The 18,281-nt window shown below is 53.8% G+C and carries 18 protein-coding genes and 1 riboswitch; of the genes, 8 read left to right on the top strand and 10 right to left on the bottom strand.

What is annotated here, in order from left to right; all coding sequences use genetic code 11:
* Positions 1-111 precede the first annotated feature (111 nt).
* Complete coding sequence (shiA, locus tag NXT09_RS21835; RefSeq protein WP_268581144.1) at positions 112-1,509, top strand: shikimate transporter; 1,398 nt, start codon at positions 112-114, stop codon at positions 1,507-1,509.
* Positions 1,510-1,603: 94 nt separating this feature from the next.
* Here shiA and NXT09_RS21840 read toward each other — a convergent pair whose 3' ends face one another.
* Positions 1,604-1,795 carry a DUF1127 domain-containing protein gene (locus tag NXT09_RS21840; RefSeq protein ID WP_205555308.1) on the bottom strand — a complete coding sequence of 64 codons (192 nt, stop codon included), beginning with the start codon at positions 1,793-1,795 and terminating at the stop codon, positions 1,604-1,606.
* A gap of 173 nt (positions 1,796-1,968) precedes the next feature.
* Here NXT09_RS21840 and NXT09_RS21845 point away from each other — a divergent pair, with 173 nt between their 5' ends.
* Positions 1,969-3,405, top strand: a complete 1,437-nt coding sequence (locus tag NXT09_RS21845; RefSeq protein WP_205555309.1) for an aminotransferase-like domain-containing protein — start codon at positions 1,969-1,971, stop codon at positions 3,403-3,405.
* A gap of 392 nt (positions 3,406-3,797) precedes the next feature.
* On the opposite strand, the gene thiH is transcribed toward NXT09_RS21845, so the two are convergent.
* From thiH to NXT09_RS21880, 7 genes are all read right to left on the bottom strand, one after another.
* The gene (thiH, locus tag NXT09_RS21850) at positions 3,798-4,919 is read right to left on the bottom strand and encodes a 2-iminoacetate synthase ThiH (protein ID WP_268581145.1); all 1,122 of its coding nucleotides are present in this window, start codon (positions 4,917-4,919) and stop codon (positions 3,798-3,800) included.
* On the bottom strand, positions 4,916-5,701 hold the full coding sequence (locus NXT09_RS21855; RefSeq protein WP_268581146.1) for a thiazole synthase: 786 nt from the start codon (positions 5,699-5,701) through the stop codon (positions 4,916-4,918). The genes thiH and NXT09_RS21855 overlap by 4 nt, the downstream gene beginning before the upstream one ends.
* Before the next feature lies 1 nt (position 5,702).
* A complete protein-coding gene (thiS, locus tag NXT09_RS21860; protein WP_174878492.1) occupies positions 5,703-5,903 on the bottom strand; it encodes a sulfur carrier protein ThiS in 201 nt (66 codons plus the stop codon).
* The gene (locus NXT09_RS21865; protein WP_268581147.1) at positions 5,900-6,679 is read right to left on the bottom strand and encodes a HesA/MoeB/ThiF family protein; all 780 of its coding nucleotides are present in this window, start codon (positions 6,677-6,679) and stop codon (positions 5,900-5,902) included. Before NXT09_RS21865 ends, thiS begins: the two co-directional genes overlap by 4 nt.
* 1 nt (position 6,680) lies before the next feature.
* Positions 6,681-7,322, bottom strand: a complete 642-nt coding sequence (thiE, locus tag NXT09_RS21870) for a thiamine phosphate synthase (protein WP_268581148.1) — start codon at positions 7,320-7,322, stop codon at positions 6,681-6,683.
* Entirely contained in the window at positions 7,319-9,313 is a 1,995-nt protein-coding gene (gene thiC / locus NXT09_RS21875; protein ID WP_268581149.1) for a phosphomethylpyrimidine synthase ThiC, read from the bottom strand. Before thiC ends, thiE begins: the two co-directional genes overlap by 4 nt.
* 114 nt (positions 9,314-9,427) lie before the next feature.
* Positions 9,428-9,566: riboswitch (TPP riboswitch) on the bottom strand.
* Positions 9,567-9,688: 122 nt separating this feature from the next.
* Positions 9,689-10,150: an Rsd/AlgQ family anti-sigma factor gene (locus NXT09_RS21880; RefSeq protein WP_010285518.1), complete on the bottom strand. Its 462-nt coding sequence runs from the start codon at positions 10,148-10,150 to the stop codon at positions 9,689-9,691.
* A gap of 108 nt (positions 10,151-10,258) precedes the next feature.
* On the opposite strand from NXT09_RS21880, the gene nudC reads away from it, so the two are divergent.
* From nudC to NXT09_RS21910, 6 genes are all read left to right on the top strand, one after another.
* Positions 10,259-11,041 (top strand): NAD(+) diphosphatase, encoded by a 783-nt coding sequence (nudC, locus tag NXT09_RS21885; RefSeq protein ID WP_268581150.1) that lies wholly within the window; start codon positions 10,259-10,261, stop codon positions 11,039-11,041.
* A 148-nt stretch (positions 11,042-11,189) separates the two neighbouring features.
* Entirely contained in the window at positions 11,190-12,254 is a 1,065-nt protein-coding gene (hemE, locus tag NXT09_RS21890; RefSeq protein WP_268581151.1) for a uroporphyrinogen decarboxylase, read from the top strand.
* Between the two features lie 15 nt (positions 12,255-12,269).
* Entirely contained in the window at positions 12,270-12,959 is a 690-nt protein-coding gene (gene nfi / locus NXT09_RS21895; protein WP_039505017.1) for a deoxyribonuclease V, read from the top strand.
* Positions 12,960-13,036: 77 nt separating this feature from the next.
* Positions 13,037-13,627, top strand: coding sequence for a YjaG family protein (locus NXT09_RS21900; RefSeq protein ID WP_039508841.1), 591 nt, complete (start codon positions 13,037-13,039; stop codon positions 13,625-13,627).
* Positions 13,628-13,831: 204 nt separating this feature from the next.
* A complete protein-coding gene (gene hupA, locus NXT09_RS21905) occupies positions 13,832-14,104 on the top strand; it encodes a nucleoid-associated protein HU-alpha (protein ID WP_005970302.1) in 273 nt (90 codons plus the stop codon).
* A 4-nt stretch (positions 14,105-14,108) separates the two neighbouring features.
* Positions 14,109-14,798: a DUF1481 domain-containing protein gene (locus tag NXT09_RS21910; protein WP_268581152.1), complete on the top strand. Its 690-nt coding sequence runs from the start codon at positions 14,109-14,111 to the stop codon at positions 14,796-14,798.
* A 71-nt stretch (positions 14,799-14,869) separates the two neighbouring features.
* On the opposite strand, the gene purD is transcribed toward NXT09_RS21910, so the two are convergent.
* Both purD and purH read right to left on the bottom strand, forming a co-directional pair.
* A complete protein-coding gene (gene purD, locus NXT09_RS21915; RefSeq protein ID WP_120358364.1) occupies positions 14,870-16,156 on the bottom strand; it encodes a phosphoribosylamine--glycine ligase in 1,287 nt (428 codons plus the stop codon).
* 17 nt (positions 16,157-16,173) lie between these two features.
* Positions 16,174-17,763, bottom strand: a complete 1,590-nt coding sequence (purH, locus tag NXT09_RS21920; protein WP_249689012.1) for a bifunctional phosphoribosylaminoimidazolecarboxamide formyltransferase/IMP cyclohydrolase — start codon at positions 17,761-17,763, stop codon at positions 16,174-16,176.
* Between the last annotated feature and the right edge of the window lie 518 nt (positions 17,764-18,281).

Below are 18,281 nucleotides of genomic sequence, written 5' to 3' on the forward strand. Positions count from 1 at the left end.
ATAGCGCACATCCCTGTGCGCTACCTAAAGGCCGTCGCAAGCGACGTTAAAAATTTCATCCCTGAAATTTTTTGTTGTACAGTAGTGTAAAGTAAATAGAACGGAACCGACATGGACACCTCAACTACGCCGACACTCTCACAGCCTGGCGGCTTATTATCTCAGCAAGATGACTCACTCTCTTCTGATAAAACCTTACAAACACAGTCAGTAAGCCATTCTCAACATCGAGCAAAACGCGCAGCATGGGGCAGTTTTGTGGGGGCCGTTGTCGACTGGTACGATTTCCTACTGTACGGAATTGTTGCCGCTCTTGTATTTAATACCGAATTTTTCCCACAGGTCAGCCCAACAATGGGGACGCTGGCGGCATTTGGTACGTTCGGTGTTGGTTTCCTGTTCCGACCGCTAGGCGGCATGGTGTTTGGCCACTTCGGCGATAAGCTGGGTCGTAAACGCATGCTGATGATCACGGTCTGGATGATGGGCATTTCTACTGCGCTGATTGGTCTGTTGCCGTCGTTTGATTCGATTGGCTGGTGGGCACCGGTGCTGCTGGTGACGCTGCGTGCAATTCAGGGCTTTGCGGTTGGGGGCGAATGGGGCGGTGCGGCGCTGTTGGCGGTAGAGAATGCGCCGAAGAAGAAGAAAGCCTTTTACAGCAGCGGCGTACAGGTTGGCTTTGGGGTCGGATTGTTGCTAGCTACTGGGTCGGTCTCGGTGGTGAGCAATTTGACGACCAATGAAGAATTTACCACCTGGGGCTGGCGTCTACCGTTCTTATTCAGCCTGATTCTGGTGGCTATCGCCTGGTGGGTGCGTAACGGGATGGATGAGTCTCAGGAATTTGAGGCGAATAAAACGTTGGGAGAAAGAGCCAATAAACTGCGTTCGTTCCCTATCATGGAAGCACTGCGCCAGCACCCGAAGGCATTCCTGCTGATCATTGCGCTACGGCTTGGCGAACTGCTGACGATGTATATCGTCACCGCGTTTGCCCTCAATTATTCCACGACTCATCTTGGGCTATCGCGGGATATCTTCCTGAATATCGGGCTGCTGGTGGGGGCGATTAGCTGCGTATCTATTCCTTTCTTTGCCTATCTGGCAGATAGCTTTGGCCGCCGTCGGATCTACGTTACTGGCGCACTGATTGGGGCTGCGAGTGCGGTGCCATTCTTTATGGCGCTGGAAAGCCATAACACGCTGCTGATTCTGTTCTTTGCCATCATGCTGGCGAATATTGCCCACGATATGATTGTTAGCGTACAGCAGCCGATGTTTACCGAACTATTTGGTACGGCGTACCGCTATAGCGGAGCAGGTGTAGGTTATCAGGTCGCCAGCGTGGTTGGCGGCGGGTTTACGCCTTTTATCGCCGTTCTGCTGGTGCAGTTTATGGATGGTTCATGGCATGCGGTGGCCGCTTACCTTGCCATTGGCTGCTTACTCTCGGCGATTGTCGGGATGCGGATGAAGGCCACATCGTCGGACGCCTTGCCTGACTAACCTCTTCACTTCACCCATCTCGTGTGCCGATACAGAAGAGTCTGTATCGGCACATTTTTACTGCTTTTTTAGTCTACTGTTTTTTGCCGTGGCGTTATCTAAACCGATCAAGATCGCTTCGCTTTAGCCCAATATCCTTAAGCCCGTCATCGCTCATATTTTGCAGTATCTTCAGCGTTTGTGCTCTTGCCCGCCAGGCTTTCCACAAGCGGAACGGCAAAATCAGCATTAGCCAAAACGGTGACTCGCGGAACGGTTTTTGTGATCGATTCTCATGAAATTCCATATTTTCCCCCTCGCCAGTGAATGATCGCTATGATGAGGCGAAAGGTATTTTCAATACAGACTCAAAAAATCCATTTTTTTAGCATACAGATTGTGTGATATTGCATCTGAATGGTGATTTTTAGTTGAATCTGTACTGGTTACTGCTTTGAATCTTGATGGGGAATGATACTGATGACGCGTTATCAACACCTGGCTGGGCTGTTAGAACAGCGGATCGAACAAGGGTTGTACCAAAGCGGAGAACGCCTGCCTTCTGTGCGGGCGCTGAGTACAGAGCATGGTGTGAGCATCAGTACCGTACAGCAAGCCTATCATCTGCTGGAAACCCGGCAGTTGATTATGCCGCAGCCGCGTTCGGGATATTTTGTCGCGCCGCGTAAGGCGACGCCGCCCGTCCCCGCGCTGACGCGTCCTGCTCAACGCCCGGTTGAGATCACGCAGTGGGAATCGGTGCTGGAGTTGGTTAACGTGCGTCTGGAGAACAATGTGCTGAAGTTTGGCAGTGGAATGCCGGATGTGAGCCAGCCGACCATAAAACCACTGTGGAAGGAGATGAGTCGCCTCTGCCAATATCAGGATCCTCGGATCTTACAATATGACAGCGTATATGGCGTACCTGCGTTGCGTGAACAGATTGCCCGTCTTACCGTCGACTGCGGCTGTCAGCTCACTCAAGATGATATTGTGATCACTACTGGATGTCAGGAAGCCTTATTTGTTGCCGTCCGCGCGGTTTGCCAACCCGGCGACATCGTGGCCGTTGAGTCACCGGCTTTTCCGGGCACGATGCAGATCCTCCGTGGGATGGATATCAAAGCGATCGAGATCCCGACCGATTCGGTGACGGGGATCAGCCTCGAAGCGTTAAGACTGGCGTTGGATCAGTGGCCGATCAAAGCCGTGCTTCTGGTGCCGAGCTGTAACAATCCGCTTGGTTTTATCATGCCTGACGCCCGTAAGAAATCGCTGGTGACGCTGGCGCAGCATTTTGATATCGCGATTATTGAAGATGATGCCTATGGTGAGCTGGCCTATGAATATCCGCGTCCCCGCGCGATAAAATCATTTGATGAAGACGGACGTGTACTGCTGTGCAGTTCGTTTTCAAAGAATCTGGCACCCGGTTTACGCGTCGGCTGGATCGCCCCGGGGCGCTATCTGGAACGTGTGATCCATACAAAATACATCAGCACGGGATCGACCGTGGTACAGCCGCAGCTAGCCGTGGCGGAATTTATTCGTAACGGACACTATCAGCCTCATCTACGCCGTATGCGCGCTCAGTACAAAGCTAATCTGGATACGTTTACTTGCTGGGTGCGTGAGTATTTTCCGTCCAATATTTGTGTGAGTCGCCCGCAAGGTGGCTTTCTGATGTGGATTGAGCTGCCTGAATATTTTGACTCGCTCAAACTCAGCCGTGAGGTCAGAAAAGCAGGCATACAGATAGCCGCGGGTTCGCTCTTCTCCGCCTCGGGAAAATACCGTAATTGTCTTCGGCTCAATTATGCCAATCGCTTCACGGAAGAGATGAGGGAAGGGCTGCGTATCGTGGGGAGTGAAATCGCGAAGATGATGCACACTTTCCCTGACCAGAACGTAACCTGATTATTTTTAAGGAAGGGCCGATACGGGTAAGGATAAGCCCCGTATCGGCGGGTTGATGTGCAGAGCCGATAAGTAGCAAACAGCTCCGGCCAGCAAGCTCCGTCATCATGCTCAGGCTTGCCAACGACGCTACTGTATTCTTCGTCGAAGGCCGTGACGATAGGCCGAATGTCATGTTGCGCGGCGCTATCCTGAGAATGTTGCCTTCCGTGTAATTCTCATTTCTGCCTGCGAGCCACTTCGCAAATCAGGCCTATCACTCATATCTGTTGCTTAAGATCCGAGATACGAGGGCTACCACGGTGCGAGGTGTCCCTGCGGGAACCTCATCACCGTGTTTCCCTCTCACTTCACGCTTAATTGACCAATATCAGGCGTATCGGCTTTTTATCTTATCGGCCTAAATAACCGTCCCAGTCTTTCCATACGGGCTGGAGACCTGCACGTATGATGGCTTGCGCCACGTCTTCAGGACGTCGTGAATCATGTGGTGAAAACTGTTCCAGTTCAGGATGGTCGTCGGCGTAGCCACCCGGTTGAGTTTTGGAAAATGCGCTGACGTTGTTAATCGCGATAGGAATGGCATGATCGCGAAAGAACGGCGATTCACGCGTGGAAAGCGACAGCTCAATATCCGGCGACAGTAACCGGAATGCGCAAATCACCTGCATGAGCTGCGCTTCATCCATAATCGACGCCGGTTCAATGCCGCCTGCACAGGGGCGTAGACGAGGGAACGAGATAGAATACCGGCTCTGCCAGTAACTCTGTTGTAAGTGCAACAGGTGTTCCGCCACCATGTAACAGTCGGTGCGCCAGCTATTGGACAGGCCGATTAAGGCACCCAGCCCGATCTTGTCGATCCCCGCACGACCCAGTCGATCCGGCGTGGCGAGTCGCCAGTGGAAATCCTGCTTTTGTCCTTTTAGATGGTGCAACTGGTAGGTCGCCGGATGATAGGTTTCCTGATAGACCATCACGCCATCCAGACCCAGTGCTTTTAATTCGGCGTACTCGTCCTGCGACAAGGGCTGGACTTCAATCATCAGCGAACTGAAGAGCGGTCGGATCAGCGGAAAGACGCGACGAAAATAATCCATGCCTACTTTACGCTGGTGTTCGCCGGTCACGAGCAACAGGTGTTCAAACCCCAGTTCCTTGATAGCGGCGCATTCACGCAGGATTTCTGCCTCATCCAGCGTTTTTCGCTTGATGTGGTTACTCATCGAAAAGCCGCAGTAGGTACAATCGTTAGAGCACAGGTTGGACAGGTACAGCGGGACATAGAAGCTTACCGTATTGCCGAAACGCTGTCGGGTAAGCTGTTGCGCCCGCTGCGCTAGCGGTTCCAGATAGGCACTGGCGGCAGGTGAAATGAGCGCCATAAAATCGTCACGCGTCAGGTGTTGTGCGGCAAGCGCTCGTTCAACATCGCGTGCAGTTTTACCATTGATGCGCAGCGTCAGGTCATCCCAGTCGAGCTGTTCCCAGACGGTTTGGAAATCGACGTTCATCGCTCCGCCCCTTCCGCTTGCTGATGCAGGAAACCGGTGAGCGGGCTGGTGGCGCTGGCGACAAACTGCTTACTTCCTAGACCTGCCTGACGAGCAAGCCCACCCGCATCAACCGCCAGCCGGAATGCGTGTGCCATCGCCACGGGATCGCGGGCAACGGCGATGGCCGTGTTGACCAGTACGGCGTCAGCGCCCATTTCCAGTGCATCAGCCGCATGGCTGGGCGCACCAATGCCCGCATCGACAATCACCGGAACGCGTGCCTGTTCGATGATGATGCGGAGAAAATCACGCGTTTGTAGCCCTTGATTGGAGCCGATCGGTGCGCCCAACGGCATCACCGCTGCGCAGCCGACTTCTTCCAACCGCTTGCACAGCACGGGATCGGCCCCGCAGTAAGGCAGCACGGTGAATCCTTCTTTTACCAGCTGTTCGGCGGCCTTCAGGGTTTCGATGGGGTCGGGCAGCAGGTATTTCACATCGGGGTGAATTTCCAGTTTCAGCCAGCGAGTGCCCAGCGCTTCACGCGCCAGTCGGGCTGCAAAAATGGCTTCGTCTGCGGTTTTTGCGCCCGACGTATTCGGCAGTAGCTTAATGCCGAGCTGGCGTAGCGGGGCGAGAATGGCGTCGTTGCCGCCGTTCAGGTCAACGCGTTTCATCGCCATGGTCACGAGCTGAGAGCCAGATGCCTCGAGTGCCGCCAGCATCAGTTCTGGCGTGGCGAATTTCCCGGTGCCGCTCAGCAGCCGTGAAGTGAATGTCGTATCGGCAATGTGCAGCATGTCATCCTCCCGCGATTGCCTGAAAAAGCAAAATATCATCACCGTCCTGCACCTGATGCTGTGACCAGATAGCGTGCGGGATAATGGTCTGGTTGATGGCCAACGCCGTACCAGGCTGGAGCCGGTTTATCTGGCTCAGCAGCGCCTCAACCGTGATGGCCTCCGGAAATTCAAAAGGCTCATCATTCAGCGTGATTTTCATGCCGCGCCCCCGCATACCGGGCAATGGGGCGCGCGCGTCAACTGGAGCGTGTTCCAGCTCTGCTGCTTGCCATTGAACATTCTCAGCTTGCCATCCAGCGCGGACGGCATACCGGCCAGCAGTTTGATCGCTTCCAGCGCCTGAAGCGTGCCAATCACGCCGACCACCGGCCCCAGCACGCCTGCGGTACGGCAGTTGCGCTGGGGTTCGGTTGTATCGGGGTACAAGCAGGCGTAGCAGCCAGTGTGATAAGGCGGTGTGAAGACGGCGAGCTGGCCGCTGAAACCGACGGCGCTCCCGCTGATGAGCGGCTTGCCTGCGCTAAAACAGGCGGCGTTAACCGCATGGCGAGTGGTCATGTTATCGCTGCAATCCAGCACCAGATCGACGCGGCTGACGGCGCGGTGTAACGCGTCGCCGCTGAGCCTCTCGGTAATCGCAATCGCTTCTGAGTTCGGGTTTAACGCCTGTAGCTGACGCTGGGCCAGCACGGCTTTGGGCTTGTCGGTGTCGCTGGTGCGATACAGAATCTGGCGTTGCAGGTTGCTGATATGCAGCGAGTCATCATCGGCAAGCAGCAACGTGCCGACCCCTGCGGCAGCCAGATAGAGCGACGCGGGAGCGCCCAGTCCACCCAACCCCACCAGCAGAACGCGGGCGGCTTTGAGTTTCTCCTGACCTTCCGGACCAATATCTTCCAGCATCAGCTGGCGGCTGTAGCGCATGAACTCGCTATCGCTCAGTCCGACAGACGTGGGATGGGGATTCGTTACCATGTCATGCCTCCCGTCCTTCAATCATCCTGAGCAACGTCGCGGTTGCCTGCCGCCAGTCCGGTGCCTGCGTAATGGCGCTGACGACGGCAATACTGCCGACGCCCGTTTTCAGCACCGCAGGTACTTTGTCGATGCTGATGCCGCCAATCGCCACCGTGGGAAAACGGCCTTGCAGATCGGTGATGTGGCGCGTCAGTTCGGCCAACCCCTGCGGCGCTGATGGCATGTCTTTGGTTTGGGTGGGGAAAATATGCCCCAGCGCGATGTAGGACGGGTTGATCGCTACCGCACGTGCCAGTTCACGATCGTCGTGCGTGGAGACGCCTAAGCGCAGGCCAGCTTGCTTAATCACGGCCAGATCGGCGGTATCCAGATCGTCCTGACCCAGATGTACGCCGTACGCCTGATGTTTTACGGCTAATTTCCAATAGTCATTGATGAAGAGCTGCGCCTGATAGCGGCGACCCAATGCGATCGCCTGGATCACCTCGGCTTCGGCTTGTTCATCTGGCCGATCTTTGATTCTCAACTGGATCGTTTTCACCCCGACGCCGAGTAGTCGCTCGATCCATTCCACGCTATCGACGACGGGATAAAGCCCCAGCCGCTGCGCCGTTGGGGCAAAAGGCGTCGAGTCCGTCATTTGCTTACCTCGGTTTGCAGGCTGGTGGCGCTGTGATAAAGCTCGCTGCCGCGCGAGCGGAATTCTTGCGACATCTGTTCCATACCCACTTCAATCGGTTTGGCTTCCGCTTCCTGTTTCGCCGCGTAGTCGCGTACTTCCTGTGAGATTTTCATCGAGCAGAATTTGGGACCGCACATGGAACAGAAGTGGGCGACTTTACCGGATTCTTGCGGCAGGGTTTCATCGTGGTAGGCGCGAGCGGTTTGGGGATCGAGCGCCAGATTGAACTGGTCTTCCCAGCGGAATTCGAAGCGCGCTTTTGACATGGCGTTATCGCGGATCTGCGCGCCGGGGTGGCCTTTTGCCAGATCGGCGGCGTGGGCGGCGATCTTATAGGTAATCAGCCCCTGTTTGACGTCTTCTTTGTTCGGCAAGCCAAGATGTTCCTTCGGCGTCACGTAGCAGAGCATCGCGCAGCCGAACCAGCCGATCATGGCAGCACCGATGCCGGAGGTGAAGTGATCGTAACCCGGTGCGATATCGGTAGTCAGTGGGCCGAGCGTGTAGAACGGCGCTTCATGGCAGTGTTCCAGCTCCTCGGTCATGTTGCGGCGGATCATCTGCATCGGAACGTGGCCGGGGCCTTCGATCATCACCTGAACGTCGTATTCCCAGGCGATTTTAGTTAGTTCGCCCAGCGTATGCAGCTCGGCAAACTGGGCTTCGTCGTTGGCGTCCTGAATGGAGCCGGGGCGTAAGCCGTCACCCAGCGACAGCGCGACGTCGTAAGCGGCACAAATTTCACAAATCTCACGGAAGTGTTCGTACAGGAAGCTCTCTTTGTGATGCGACAGGCACCACTTCGCCATGATGGAACCGCCGCGTGAGACGATGCCGGTCAGGCGTTTGGCGGTCATCGGCACGTAGCGCAATAGCACGCCAGCGTGGATAGTGAAGTAGTCCACGCCCTGTTCCGCCTGCTCCAGCAGCGTATCGCGGAACATTTCCCAGTTCAGGTTTTCCGCCACACCGTTCACTTTCTCCAGCGCCTGATAAATTGGTACCGTCCCGATTGGCACGGGGCTGTTACGCAGAATCCACTCGCGGGTTTCGTGAATATAGCGACCAGTGGAGAGATCCATCACCGTATCCGCACCCCAGCGGGTAGACCAGACCAGCTTTTCCACCTCTTCTTCGATGGAGGAGGTCACGGCGGAGTTACCGATGTTGGCGTTAACCTTCACCAGAAAATTGCGGCCGATAATCATCGGCTCTGATTCCGGGTGGTTGATGTTGGAAGGGATAATGGCGCGGCCGGCGGCCACTTCCTGACGGACAAATTCCGGCGTGATGTTCTCCGGCAAGAGAGCGCCGAAGCTTTGCCCCGGATGCTGCTGGCGCAGCACGTCAGTGCGAATGCGCTCGCGTCCCATATTTTCGCGAATGGCGATAAATTCCATTTCGGGGGTAATCACACCCTGTCGGGCATAGTGAAGTTGGGTGACGCGTTTGCCTGCTTTGGCACGCAAAGGTCGTGGCAAATGCTCGAAACGCAGATGATCCAGCCCCGCATCCGCCAGACGCTGCTGGGTGAAATCAGAGCTGACGCCGGATAGCGCTTCGGTGTCGTGACGTTCTGCAATCCAACTGGCGCGCAGCTTCGCTAGCCCAACGCGGACATCGGGTTGCGCAGCGGGATCGCCATAAGGCCCTGACGTATCGTAAACCGGGATTGGCTCATTGGGCTCGTATTGGGGATTGACTTTACTGCCGCCGAGTAGTGTCGGGCTGAGCTGAATCTCTCGCATTGGCACGTGGATATCGTCACGTGAGCCCGCAAGGTAAATACGTTTGGAATTGGGAAAGGCGGTTCCCTGTAAGGTTTCAATAAACTGCTGGGCGGCGGCACGCTGTTCACGGCGACCCGATTTGGATGCTGTGGGTAGCTGTGGTTCTGTAGACAATGGGTTTACAGATAACGGTTCTTTAGACAATGGTTCTGTAGACATAGCAAGTTCCTGTAAGACGTAAAGGGAAGATTGCTTGTCTGGAGCCCGGAGGGAGTAATAATGATATTGAGCGTCAGAGCAGGTATGTGGGAATACACAGCCTTAGGCTCAATGAGGTGCATTACTCTTGTTCCCTTCGCAGGTATTAACCCGATCAGGTTCCGCGGATCCCGAATTAACGGTCTCAGCCTGTGCGCTCATAAATTTCGTCATAAACGAAACACGAGCACGCTAGGCACTCCGACAAGATATGCCCGTCTCTTAAACGGGCCAATAAAACCCCTACACTGTATGTCGGCAAAACGCGGATGTCAAAGCGTGCCGCTTTTGCTTTTACAATGTGTGATGATGTCCTGAAATAACGTCAAACGACGACTATTTGTCGTAAACCTGCTGAATCATTCTGTCTTCTAACGTAAAACGTTCTTCCAGCGCTTCGCCGACGTGGGAGAGTGCCTGCTGGAATTCGAGGCAGTTATCGTGGTCGATGGCTGCCGCCAGATGGCTATCGTAAAACGTCATAATTTGCTGCGTGTTATTTTGCAGGGCGAGGTCGAGCTGGGTGGAAAGCGCTAATACTTGTTCGCTGTGCGTCGCGGCTTCATGCAGCATTTTTTCGTATAAATGAAAGTGGCCGGTAGAAAGATAGTCCACCAGATTCTGGCAAAAATTATCCAATGCCTCTTCATCCAGAAGAGAAAGCGTTTCCTTATTCGGCTTGATGCCAACCAGATGATAGTAAGCCACCAGAAGCTGCTTACGCGCTTGTAGCCATTGGTCGATTAACGCATTATTGCCACCAACGTATTCAGTTAGACTTTGTAGCTGGTTTAGCATTGTTGACTCCGTGAACGGTAAGAAATAACTGAAATCCCAGTTATAAAACTTATGTAATCACTCTGAATGTAAAATGCCAGTGAAGTGGCAGTGGAGCAATAAAAAGATATGGAACAGACGCTAAAAGGTGACGAAACCGGCTGGTGGGTGGTTAGCGACGCGGTACAAATCTGGCTCCCTCAGGGAGAATTGCCGCGCGGAACGGCTACGGCGTGGTCGTTGCAGGGGAAAACGGCTCGCCAAATCGGTGAATGGCAAGGACTGCCTGTCTGGCTGGTCTGTCAGGGTCGGGATTCCGATATGGCATCGGTTCGCCAGTTGCTCGATCAGGACGTGGGCTTATTCCAACTCGCGGGGCGAGGCGTACAGCTGGCGGAGTTCTATCGTTCTCATCGTTTTTGCGGCTACTGCGGTCATGAAATGGTGCGGAGTAAAACTGAGCTGGCGTGCTTATGTCACCACTGTAAAGAGCGCTATTATCCGCAGATTGCGCCCTGCATCATCGTCGCGATTCGCCGTGGCGAGGAAATTTTGCTGGCGCAGCACAATCGGCATCGCGGAAACATGTACACCGTGCTGGCTGGATTTGTCGAAGTGGGCGAAACGCTGGAGCAGACGGTCGTGCGTGAGGTGATGGAAGAGAGCCAAATTCAGATAAAAAACCTGCGCTATGTGAGTTCGCAGCCTTGGCCATTCCCTCATTCACTGATGATGGCGTTTATGGCCGACTATGCGGATGGCGAAATCAAGCATGACCCGAAAGAGCTGCGTGACGCGGGCTGGTTCCGCTATGACCAACTCCCGCAGTTGCCTCCTCCGGGCACCGTGGCGCGTCGGCTTATCGAAGATACGGTGGTACTGTGCCGCGCTTATCATGAGAACGAAGGCTGACGTGGTACTATTGGCGTCATGAATGGCTCGCGTACACCGCGCACCTGCGTCATAGCGTATTCGCTTCATAAAGCGTTCGCCTTATAACGCATCCGTTTCATCACATCTATCCGGTGTAGAACCGCCGTGAGGTTGAAAGGAAAAGAACATGACTGATCTGAAAAACGATCGCTATTTGCGGGCGTTATTACGCCAACCCGTTGATGTCACCCCTGTGTGGATGATGCGTCAGGCGGGGCGTTATCTGCCGGAATACAAGGCAACGCGCGCGCAGGCGGGTGATTTTATGTCGCTGTGTAAAAACGCAGAGCTGGCTTGTGAAGTCACGTTACAACCTTTACGGCGCTATGCGCTGGATGCGGCAATCCTGTTCTCCGATATCCTGACTATCCCTGATGCCATGGGCTTAGGGCTCTATTTTGAAGCAGGGGAAGGCCCGCGCTTTCATTCTCCGATCGCGTCTCATACCGATGTGGTTAACCTGCCGGTTCCCGATCCAGAGCAGGAACTTGGTTATGTGATGAACGCGGTGCGGACGATCCGTAAAAGTCTCGCCGGGGAAGTGCCGCTGATTGGCTTCTCGGGCAGCCCGTGGACGCTGGCGACCTATATGGTTGAAGGCGGTAGCAGCAAAGCGTTTACCGTCATCAAGAAAATGATGTTCGCCGAGCCTAAAACGCTACACCTGTTGCTGGATAAGCTGGCTGATAGCGTCATTCTTTATCTCAACGCGCAGATTCGCGCGGGTGCGCAGGCGGTGATGGTATTCGATACCTGGGGCGGCGCGCTGAGCGGGCGTGACTATAAAGAATTCTCCCTGCATTACATGCATAAGATTGTTGATGGCTTGCAGCGCGAGAACGAAGGCCGCCGTGTGCCCGTGACGCTCTTCACCAAAGGTGGAGGACAATGGCTGGAAGCGATGGCAGAAACAGGCTGCGACGCGCTGGGGCTGGACTGGACGAGCGATATTGCTGATGCACGCCGTCGCGTAGGCGATAAAGTCGCGCTACAGGGAAATATGGATCCGTCGATGCTGTATGCCGATCCGGCACGGATCGAGCAGGAAGTGGCGTCGATCCTGGCTGGATTTGGACAAGGCAACGGCCATGTGTTCAATCTGGGTCATGGCATTCATCAGGATGTGCCGCCGGAGCATGCGGGCGTGTTTGTTGAGGCCGTGCATCGGTTGTCTCGTCCTTATCACGCATGATTCACAGGAGGTGATGTGATTGATACACAACGGCTGCGGGCTGAACAGTTGGCCCGCGCTTCTGATGTGATTCGGCACGACGATTTACCTTTTGAGCAGCCCACGTTTATCGCGGGTGCGGATGTTGGCTTTGAGCAAGAAGGCTCAGTAACCCGCGCTGCGATTGCGGTAATGCGCTATCCTTCGTTGGAACTGATAGAATACAAGATTGCGCGTATCAGCACGACAATGCCTTATATCCCCGGTTTTCTTTCGTTTCGTGAATGCCCTGGGCTACTTGCCGCGTGGGCGTTGCTTGAACAGAAACCGGATCTGCTGTTTGTCGACGGGCATGGGATTTCCCACCCACGTCGTCTCGGCGTTGCCAGCCATTTTGGTCTGCTAGTTGATGTTCCGACGATTGGCGTGGCGAAAAGTCGACTTTGTGGCCGATTTGAGCCATTGGCGGAGGGCGTTGGCAGCCAGCAGCCGTTACTGGATAAGGGCGAGCAGATTGGCTGGGTATGGCGCAGTAAAGCGCGCTGTAACCCGCTGTTTGTGGCGACGGGGCATCGAGTCAGTCAGGATAGTGCATTGCACTGGGTACAATCTTGTATGCGCGGCTACCGTTTACCGGAGCCGACTCGTTGGGCTGATGCTGTCGCATCAAATCGTCCCGCATTTGTGCGTTGGCAACGGCAGCAAGCCGCTAACGTATTGTCGTAAAACTTTAGGAATTCAGGCATAGGGCGTCACTGTGATTTCAGGTACACTGCCGTCCGTCGCCGTTAATGAGCATAAAAATGTTACGTAACCCCATTCATTTACGTCTGGAAAAGCTGGCGAGCTGGCAACATGTCACTTTCATGGCATGTCTTTGTGAACGTATGTATCCAAATTACCACGAGTTTTGTCGTCAAACAGAATTCGGCGACGCGATGGTTTACCGTCGCATTCTCGATCTGGTATGGGAAACATTGGTTGTTAAAGATGCGAAGGTCAATTTCGATAGCCAGTTGGAAAAGCTGGAAGAAGCGGTTCCCGCTGCGGAAGATTACGATCTTTACGGTGTCTACCCGGCTATTGATGCCTGTATCGCACTGGGCGAGCTGATTCATTCGCGCTTAAGCGGTGAAACGCTGGAACATGCGATAGCGATTAGCGAAACGTCCATTCGCACGGTTGCCATGCTGGAAATGACGCAGGCAGGCAAAGAAATGACCGACGATGAGCTCAAGGTTGTGCCTGCAATTGAAGAAGAATGGGACATCCAATGGGAGATTTTTCGCCTGTTGGCGGCCTGTGAAGAACGCGATATTGAGCTGATCAAAGGGCTCCGTTCCGATCTGCGCGAGGCCGGAAGTAGTAACATCGGGATAAATTTGCATCAATAACGCGATAAAACGTGATTTAAGGCCTGAAATGGCCTGTCTTAAGGCTTCACATTCGCACCCTGTCTGGTCTACATTTGGGGGGCGTAAAAAAAGTGGCTGTCGGTGCGTGTATGCAGGAGAGTGCTATTACACCCTGAAACGGGAAAGGGCATATCCGTCGCACTCGATGCTTAGCAAGCGATAAACACACTGTAAGGATAACTTATGAATAAGACTCAACTGATTGATGTAATTGCGGACAAAGCTGATCTGTCAAAAGCACAGGCTAAAGCAGCTCTGGAATCAACTTTGGCGGCAATTACCGAGTCTCTGAAAGAAGGTGATGCAGTACAATTAGTTGGTTTTGGTACGTTTAAAGTGAACCATCGTAATGAGCGCACTGGCCGCAACCCACAAACCGGTAAAGAAATCAAAATCGCTGCTGCCAACGTGCCAGCATTTGTTTCTGGCAAGGCTCTGAAAGACGCTGTTAAATAAGCCCATGCCGGTTAAAAGTTTAAGCAGAGGGGCGGTTTCGCCCCTTTTGCTTTTACGACGTTTGTGTGGCGCAGGCCTCATGCTTATAGCCGTGGTAGGTTGCAGTAGCCGCACCGCACCGCCGGACGTTTTCGCCAGCGGCTACGTTGCCGATCGTGGTGTTGTGCGTTTGTGGCGTAAGGATGATGCGCAGAATACGACGGCGCTGACCACCGTATACAACCCGCTTCAAGGCAATGCCCTGGTGGTGACGCGCTATACGTTCCAGCAGGATAAGCTACGCGAGATACAGCGTAATCAGCTCGGCGCGCAACAAGAAGATATGCGTTTGCGCTTTGCAGAAGATGGAACTGTCAGCTTTATGCAGAGGCAGCTTGCCGAAAGACGTGAGTCGGTTTCTGATGATGAAATCGCGCTCTACCAGTTCGACGCGAAGCGCATGCTGGAATTGAGCGATGTATTGCGTGCAGGCAAGGTGAGGCTAAAGCAAGGGAAATGGCTGGAAGGGCAGGTGCAGTCTTGTGACGGTACGGTAGTTCGCCCTGATTTTGACAATGACTCGCGTGAATGGATCGCGCAGCAAAAAAAAGCGCATGCAACGCGCCCGCTAAACGTCGCGTGGCTGGAAGCGCCAGAAGGGACGCAGCTATTGCTGGTGGTGGAAGATGATGTTTGCCAGTGGGAACCCAAATAGCTATTAGCTATAAAAAACCCGGATTTCTCCGGGCTTCAGTATTGATCAGACAATCTTTATCGCATCGCTTATCACGCTTGCTCGCGCTCAATAGCACGGTAGCCGATGTCTTTTCGACAGAATACCCCTTGCCATTGAATACCCGCTGCGATTTCATAAGCACGTTGTTGCGCTTCAGCCACGGTATTGCCCAATGCGGTGACGCACAGTACACGGCCACCGTTGGTGACGACATCAATGCCGTTCAACTTGGTACCAGCATGGAAAACTTTGCCATCTTCGGCATCCTGCTGAGGTAACCCGGAAATCACATCGCCTGTATTGTAGTCAGCCGGATAGCCGCCTGCCGCCAATACCACGCCCAGAGATGGACGTTCATCCCAGACTGAATCTTTCTGATCCAGCGTGCCGTCACAGGCTGCCAGACACAGTTCCACCAGATCGGAGCGCAGACGCAGCATAATTGGCTGTGTTTCTGGATCGCCAAAGCGGCAGTTGAATTCGATCACTTTTGGCTGACCATCGGCAGAAATCATCAGACCGGCATACAGGAAACCGACATAGGTATTTCCCTCTGCGGCCATGCCGTTGACGGTCGGCCAAATCACCTGATCCATCACGCGCTGGTGGATTTCATCGGTCACGACCGGAGCTGGCGAATAAGCGCCCATACCACCGGTATTCGGGCCCGTATCTTTATCTCCAACGCGTTTATGATCCTGGCTGGTTGCCATCGGCAGTACATTCTTGCCATCCACCATCACGATGAAGCTGGCTTCTTCGCCATCAAGGAACTCTTCCACCACGATACGGTGTCCGGCATCGCCGAATGCATTCCCCGCCAGCATATCCTGAATGGCGTTCTCTGCTTCCTGCAACGTCATGGCGACAATCACGCCTTTACCTGCGGCTAACCCGTCGGCCTTGATGACGATCGGTGCGCCTTTGCTGCGGACATAGGCCAGCGCGGGTTCAACTTCGGTGAAGTTCTGGTATTCCGCCGATGGAATATTGTGGCGTGCCAGAAAATCTTTCGTAAAGGCTTTAGAGCCTTCTAACTGTGCAGCGCCCTGCGTTGGGCCGAAGATTTTTAGACCCGCGCTCTGAAATGCATCCACAACACCGATAACTAGCGGTGTTTCCGGGCCAACGATGGTTAAATCGATGTGGTTTTCTTGGGCAAAAGCGACTAACGCTGGAATATCAGTGGCGGCGATATCGACGTTGGTCAGCGCTGGCTCAAGCGCGGTGCCCGCGTTTCCTGGAGCAACATAAACACGTTTCGCCAGCGGTGACTGCGAGGCTTTCCAGGCTAGCGCGTGCTCGCGTCCGCCATTACCAATTACTAAAATGTTCATTTCGGTCAGCTCCAGAATTAATGGCGGAAATGGCGCATGTCGGTAAAGATCATCGCAATGCCGTGTTCATTGGCGGCAGCAATGACTTCATCATCACGAATCGACCCGCCCGGTTGGATCACGCAGGTAATGCCAACGGCAGCCGCGGCATCAATACCATCACGGAATGGGAAGAACGCATCAGACGCCATAGCGGAACCTTTTACTTCCAGCCCTTCATCGCTCGCTTTGATACCGGCGATTTTCGCTGAGTAAACGCGGCTCATCTGGCCAGCACCTATTCCGATGGTCATGTTGTCGCGTGCGTACACAATCGCATTGGATTTAACAAACTTAGCCACTTTCCAGCAGAAAAGGGCATCACGTAATTCCTGCTCGCTCGGCTGGCGCTCGGTTACGACACGTAACTGAGACGCATCGACCATGCCCAGATCGCGATCCTGTACCAGCAAACCGCCGTTGACGCGTTTGAAGTCCAGCCCAGGAACGCGTTGTTGCCAGCTACCGCTAGTCAGGACACGTACGTTCTGTTTGGCTGCTGTCACCTTCAACGCAGCCTCACTGGCAGATGGGGCAATAATGACTTCGACAAACTGGCGGCTGATGATGGCCTGCGCCGTCTCTTCATCCAGCTCGCGGTTGAAAGCGATAATGCCGCCGAATGCAGATGTTGGGTCGGTTTTATAGGCGCGCTCGTAAGCATCAAGAATTGAGTCGCCAATCGCTACGCCGCACGGATTCGCATGCTTAACGATAACGCAGGCCGGCTCGGCAAATTCTTTCACACATTCCAGCGCCGCGTCGGTATCGGCGATGTTGTTATAAGACAGCGCTTTGCCTTGTAACTGTGTCGAGGTGGCGACAGAGGCCTCGTGAATATTCTCTTCTATATAGAAGGCAGCTTGCTGATGGCTATTCTCGCCGTAGCGCATGTCCTGCTTTTTGATGTAGTTAAGGTTTAACGTGCGTGGGAAGTGACCTGATGGTTTATCGGTTTCACCGTGGTAAGGCGGAACCAGTGCACCAAAGTAGTTGGCAATCATACTGTCGTAAGCGGCAGTGTGTTCGAAGGCTTTAATGGCTAAATCGAAACGGGTTTCGTAGGTCAGTGAACCTTCGTTGGCGTCGATTTCATTAATGATGGCGCTGTAGTCGCTGCTCTTGACCACGATAGCTACATCTTTATGGTTCTTGGCGGCGGAGCGAACCATCGTCGGCCCACCGATATCGATATTCTCAACCGCATCTTCTAATGTGCAGTTCTCACGAGCAACGGTCTGAGCAAACGGATACAGATTCACAACGACGATATCAATGGGTTTGATGTCGTGCTGCGTCATGATCGCATCATCTTGATCGCGTCGTCCCAGAATGCCGCCGTGTACTTTCGGGTGCAGGGTCTTCACTCGCCCATCCATCATTTCTGGGAAGCCAGTGTAGTCAGAGACTTCAGTCACCGCTAAGCCAGCATCGGCCAGCAAACGGGCGGTTCCACCAGTTGAAAGGAGCTCGACGCCACGGTGGGACAGAGCTTGAGCAAATTCGACAATACCTGCTTTGTCAGAAACGCTGAGCAGAGCGCGGCGAATTGGACGGCGTTGTTGCATGATGATGTTATCCCCTGGATTTGGGTAGTCAGTAAAGAACGGTATGTGAATATCGTCTTTGTCAGAGCCATAATTGCGGAATAAAGAGAAATATTCAGTTAGCGTTCGCAAAAACACGACGATTTTGAACGGGGTGAATTGTAGCGAAAACGTTTGCGTGATGCTCGTCAATTTTTGAATAGAATGCTTTCTGTGGATAAGTTTGTGCAAAAATAGGTATAAGGCGGGGTTTTGCTGTGGAATGCAGCAAACAGTCATTTTTCTTTAAAACACCTATTGCGGCCTGACGAGAACTCCCTATAATGCGCATCCACTGACACGGCAACAGCGACACGCGGTTGTGGTAACAGGAAAAAAGATTCAACGAAGACAGTCAGTAATGACTTGACTTCACAGCGGAAAAGCATAATATATGCACCCCGCGCCACCGATGAAGTGGCGCTGCTCTTTAACAATTTAATCAGACAATCTGTGTGGGCACTCACAAGACCGTATCTTGACGATATAAAAAGTCTTGA

Origin of the sequence: Pectobacterium jejuense, assembly GCF_026800125.1 — a bacterium.
GTDB lineage: Bacteria > Pseudomonadota > Gammaproteobacteria > Enterobacterales > Enterobacteriaceae > Pectobacterium > Pectobacterium jejuense.

Excerpts from the sequence above, each read along its gene's own strand:
- NXT09_RS21840 (WP_205555308.1), bottom strand. The coding sequence starts at position 1,795 with ATGGAATTTCATGAGAATCGATCACAAAAACCGTTCCGCGAGTCACCG.
- NXT09_RS21880 (WP_010285518.1), bottom strand. The coding sequence starts at position 10,150 with ATGCTAAACCAGCTACAAAGTCTAACTGAATACGTTGGTGGCAATAAT.
- thiS (WP_174878492.1), bottom strand. The coding sequence starts at position 5,903 with ATGAAAATCACGCTGAATGATGAGCCTTTTGAATTTCCGGAGGCCATC.
- thiC (WP_268581149.1), bottom strand. The coding sequence starts at position 9,313 with ATGTCTACAGAACCATTGTCTAAAGAACCGTTATCTGTAAACCCATTG.
- thiE (WP_268581148.1), bottom strand. The coding sequence starts at position 7,322 with ATGACGGACTCGACGCCTTTTGCCCCAACGGCGCAGCGGCTGGGGCTT.
- purH (WP_249689012.1), bottom strand. The coding sequence starts at position 17,763 with ATGCAACAACGCCGTCCAATTCGCCGCGCTCTGCTCAGCGTTTCTGAC.
- NXT09_RS21855 (WP_268581146.1), bottom strand. The coding sequence starts at position 5,701 with ATGCTGCACATTGCCGATACGACATTCACTTCACGGCTGCTGAGCGGC.
- hemE (WP_268581151.1), top strand. The coding sequence starts at position 11,190 with ATGACTGATCTGAAAAACGATCGCTATTTGCGGGCGTTATTACGCCAA.
- NXT09_RS21845 (WP_205555309.1), top strand. The coding sequence starts at position 1,969 with ATGACGCGTTATCAACACCTGGCTGGGCTGTTAGAACAGCGGATCGAA.
- NXT09_RS21900 (WP_039508841.1), top strand. The coding sequence starts at position 13,037 with ATGTTACGTAACCCCATTCATTTACGTCTGGAAAAGCTGGCGAGCTGG.
- purD (WP_120358364.1), bottom strand. The coding sequence starts at position 16,156 with ATGAACATTTTAGTAATTGGTAATGGCGGACGCGAGCACGCGCTAGCC.
- nudC (WP_268581150.1), top strand. The coding sequence starts at position 10,259 with ATGGAACAGACGCTAAAAGGTGACGAAACCGGCTGGTGGGTGGTTAGC.
- thiH (WP_268581145.1), bottom strand. The coding sequence starts at position 4,919 with ATGAACGTCGATTTCCAAACCGTCTGGGAACAGCTCGACTGGGATGAC.
- shiA (WP_268581144.1), top strand. The coding sequence starts at position 112 with ATGGACACCTCAACTACGCCGACACTCTCACAGCCTGGCGGCTTATTA.
- NXT09_RS21910 (WP_268581152.1), top strand. The coding sequence starts at position 14,109 with ATGCCGGTTAAAAGTTTAAGCAGAGGGGCGGTTTCGCCCCTTTTGCTT.
- hupA (WP_005970302.1), top strand. The coding sequence starts at position 13,832 with ATGAATAAGACTCAACTGATTGATGTAATTGCGGACAAAGCTGATCTG.
- NXT09_RS21865 (WP_268581147.1), bottom strand. The coding sequence starts at position 6,679 with ATGGTAACGAATCCCCATCCCACGTCTGTCGGACTGAGCGATAGCGAG.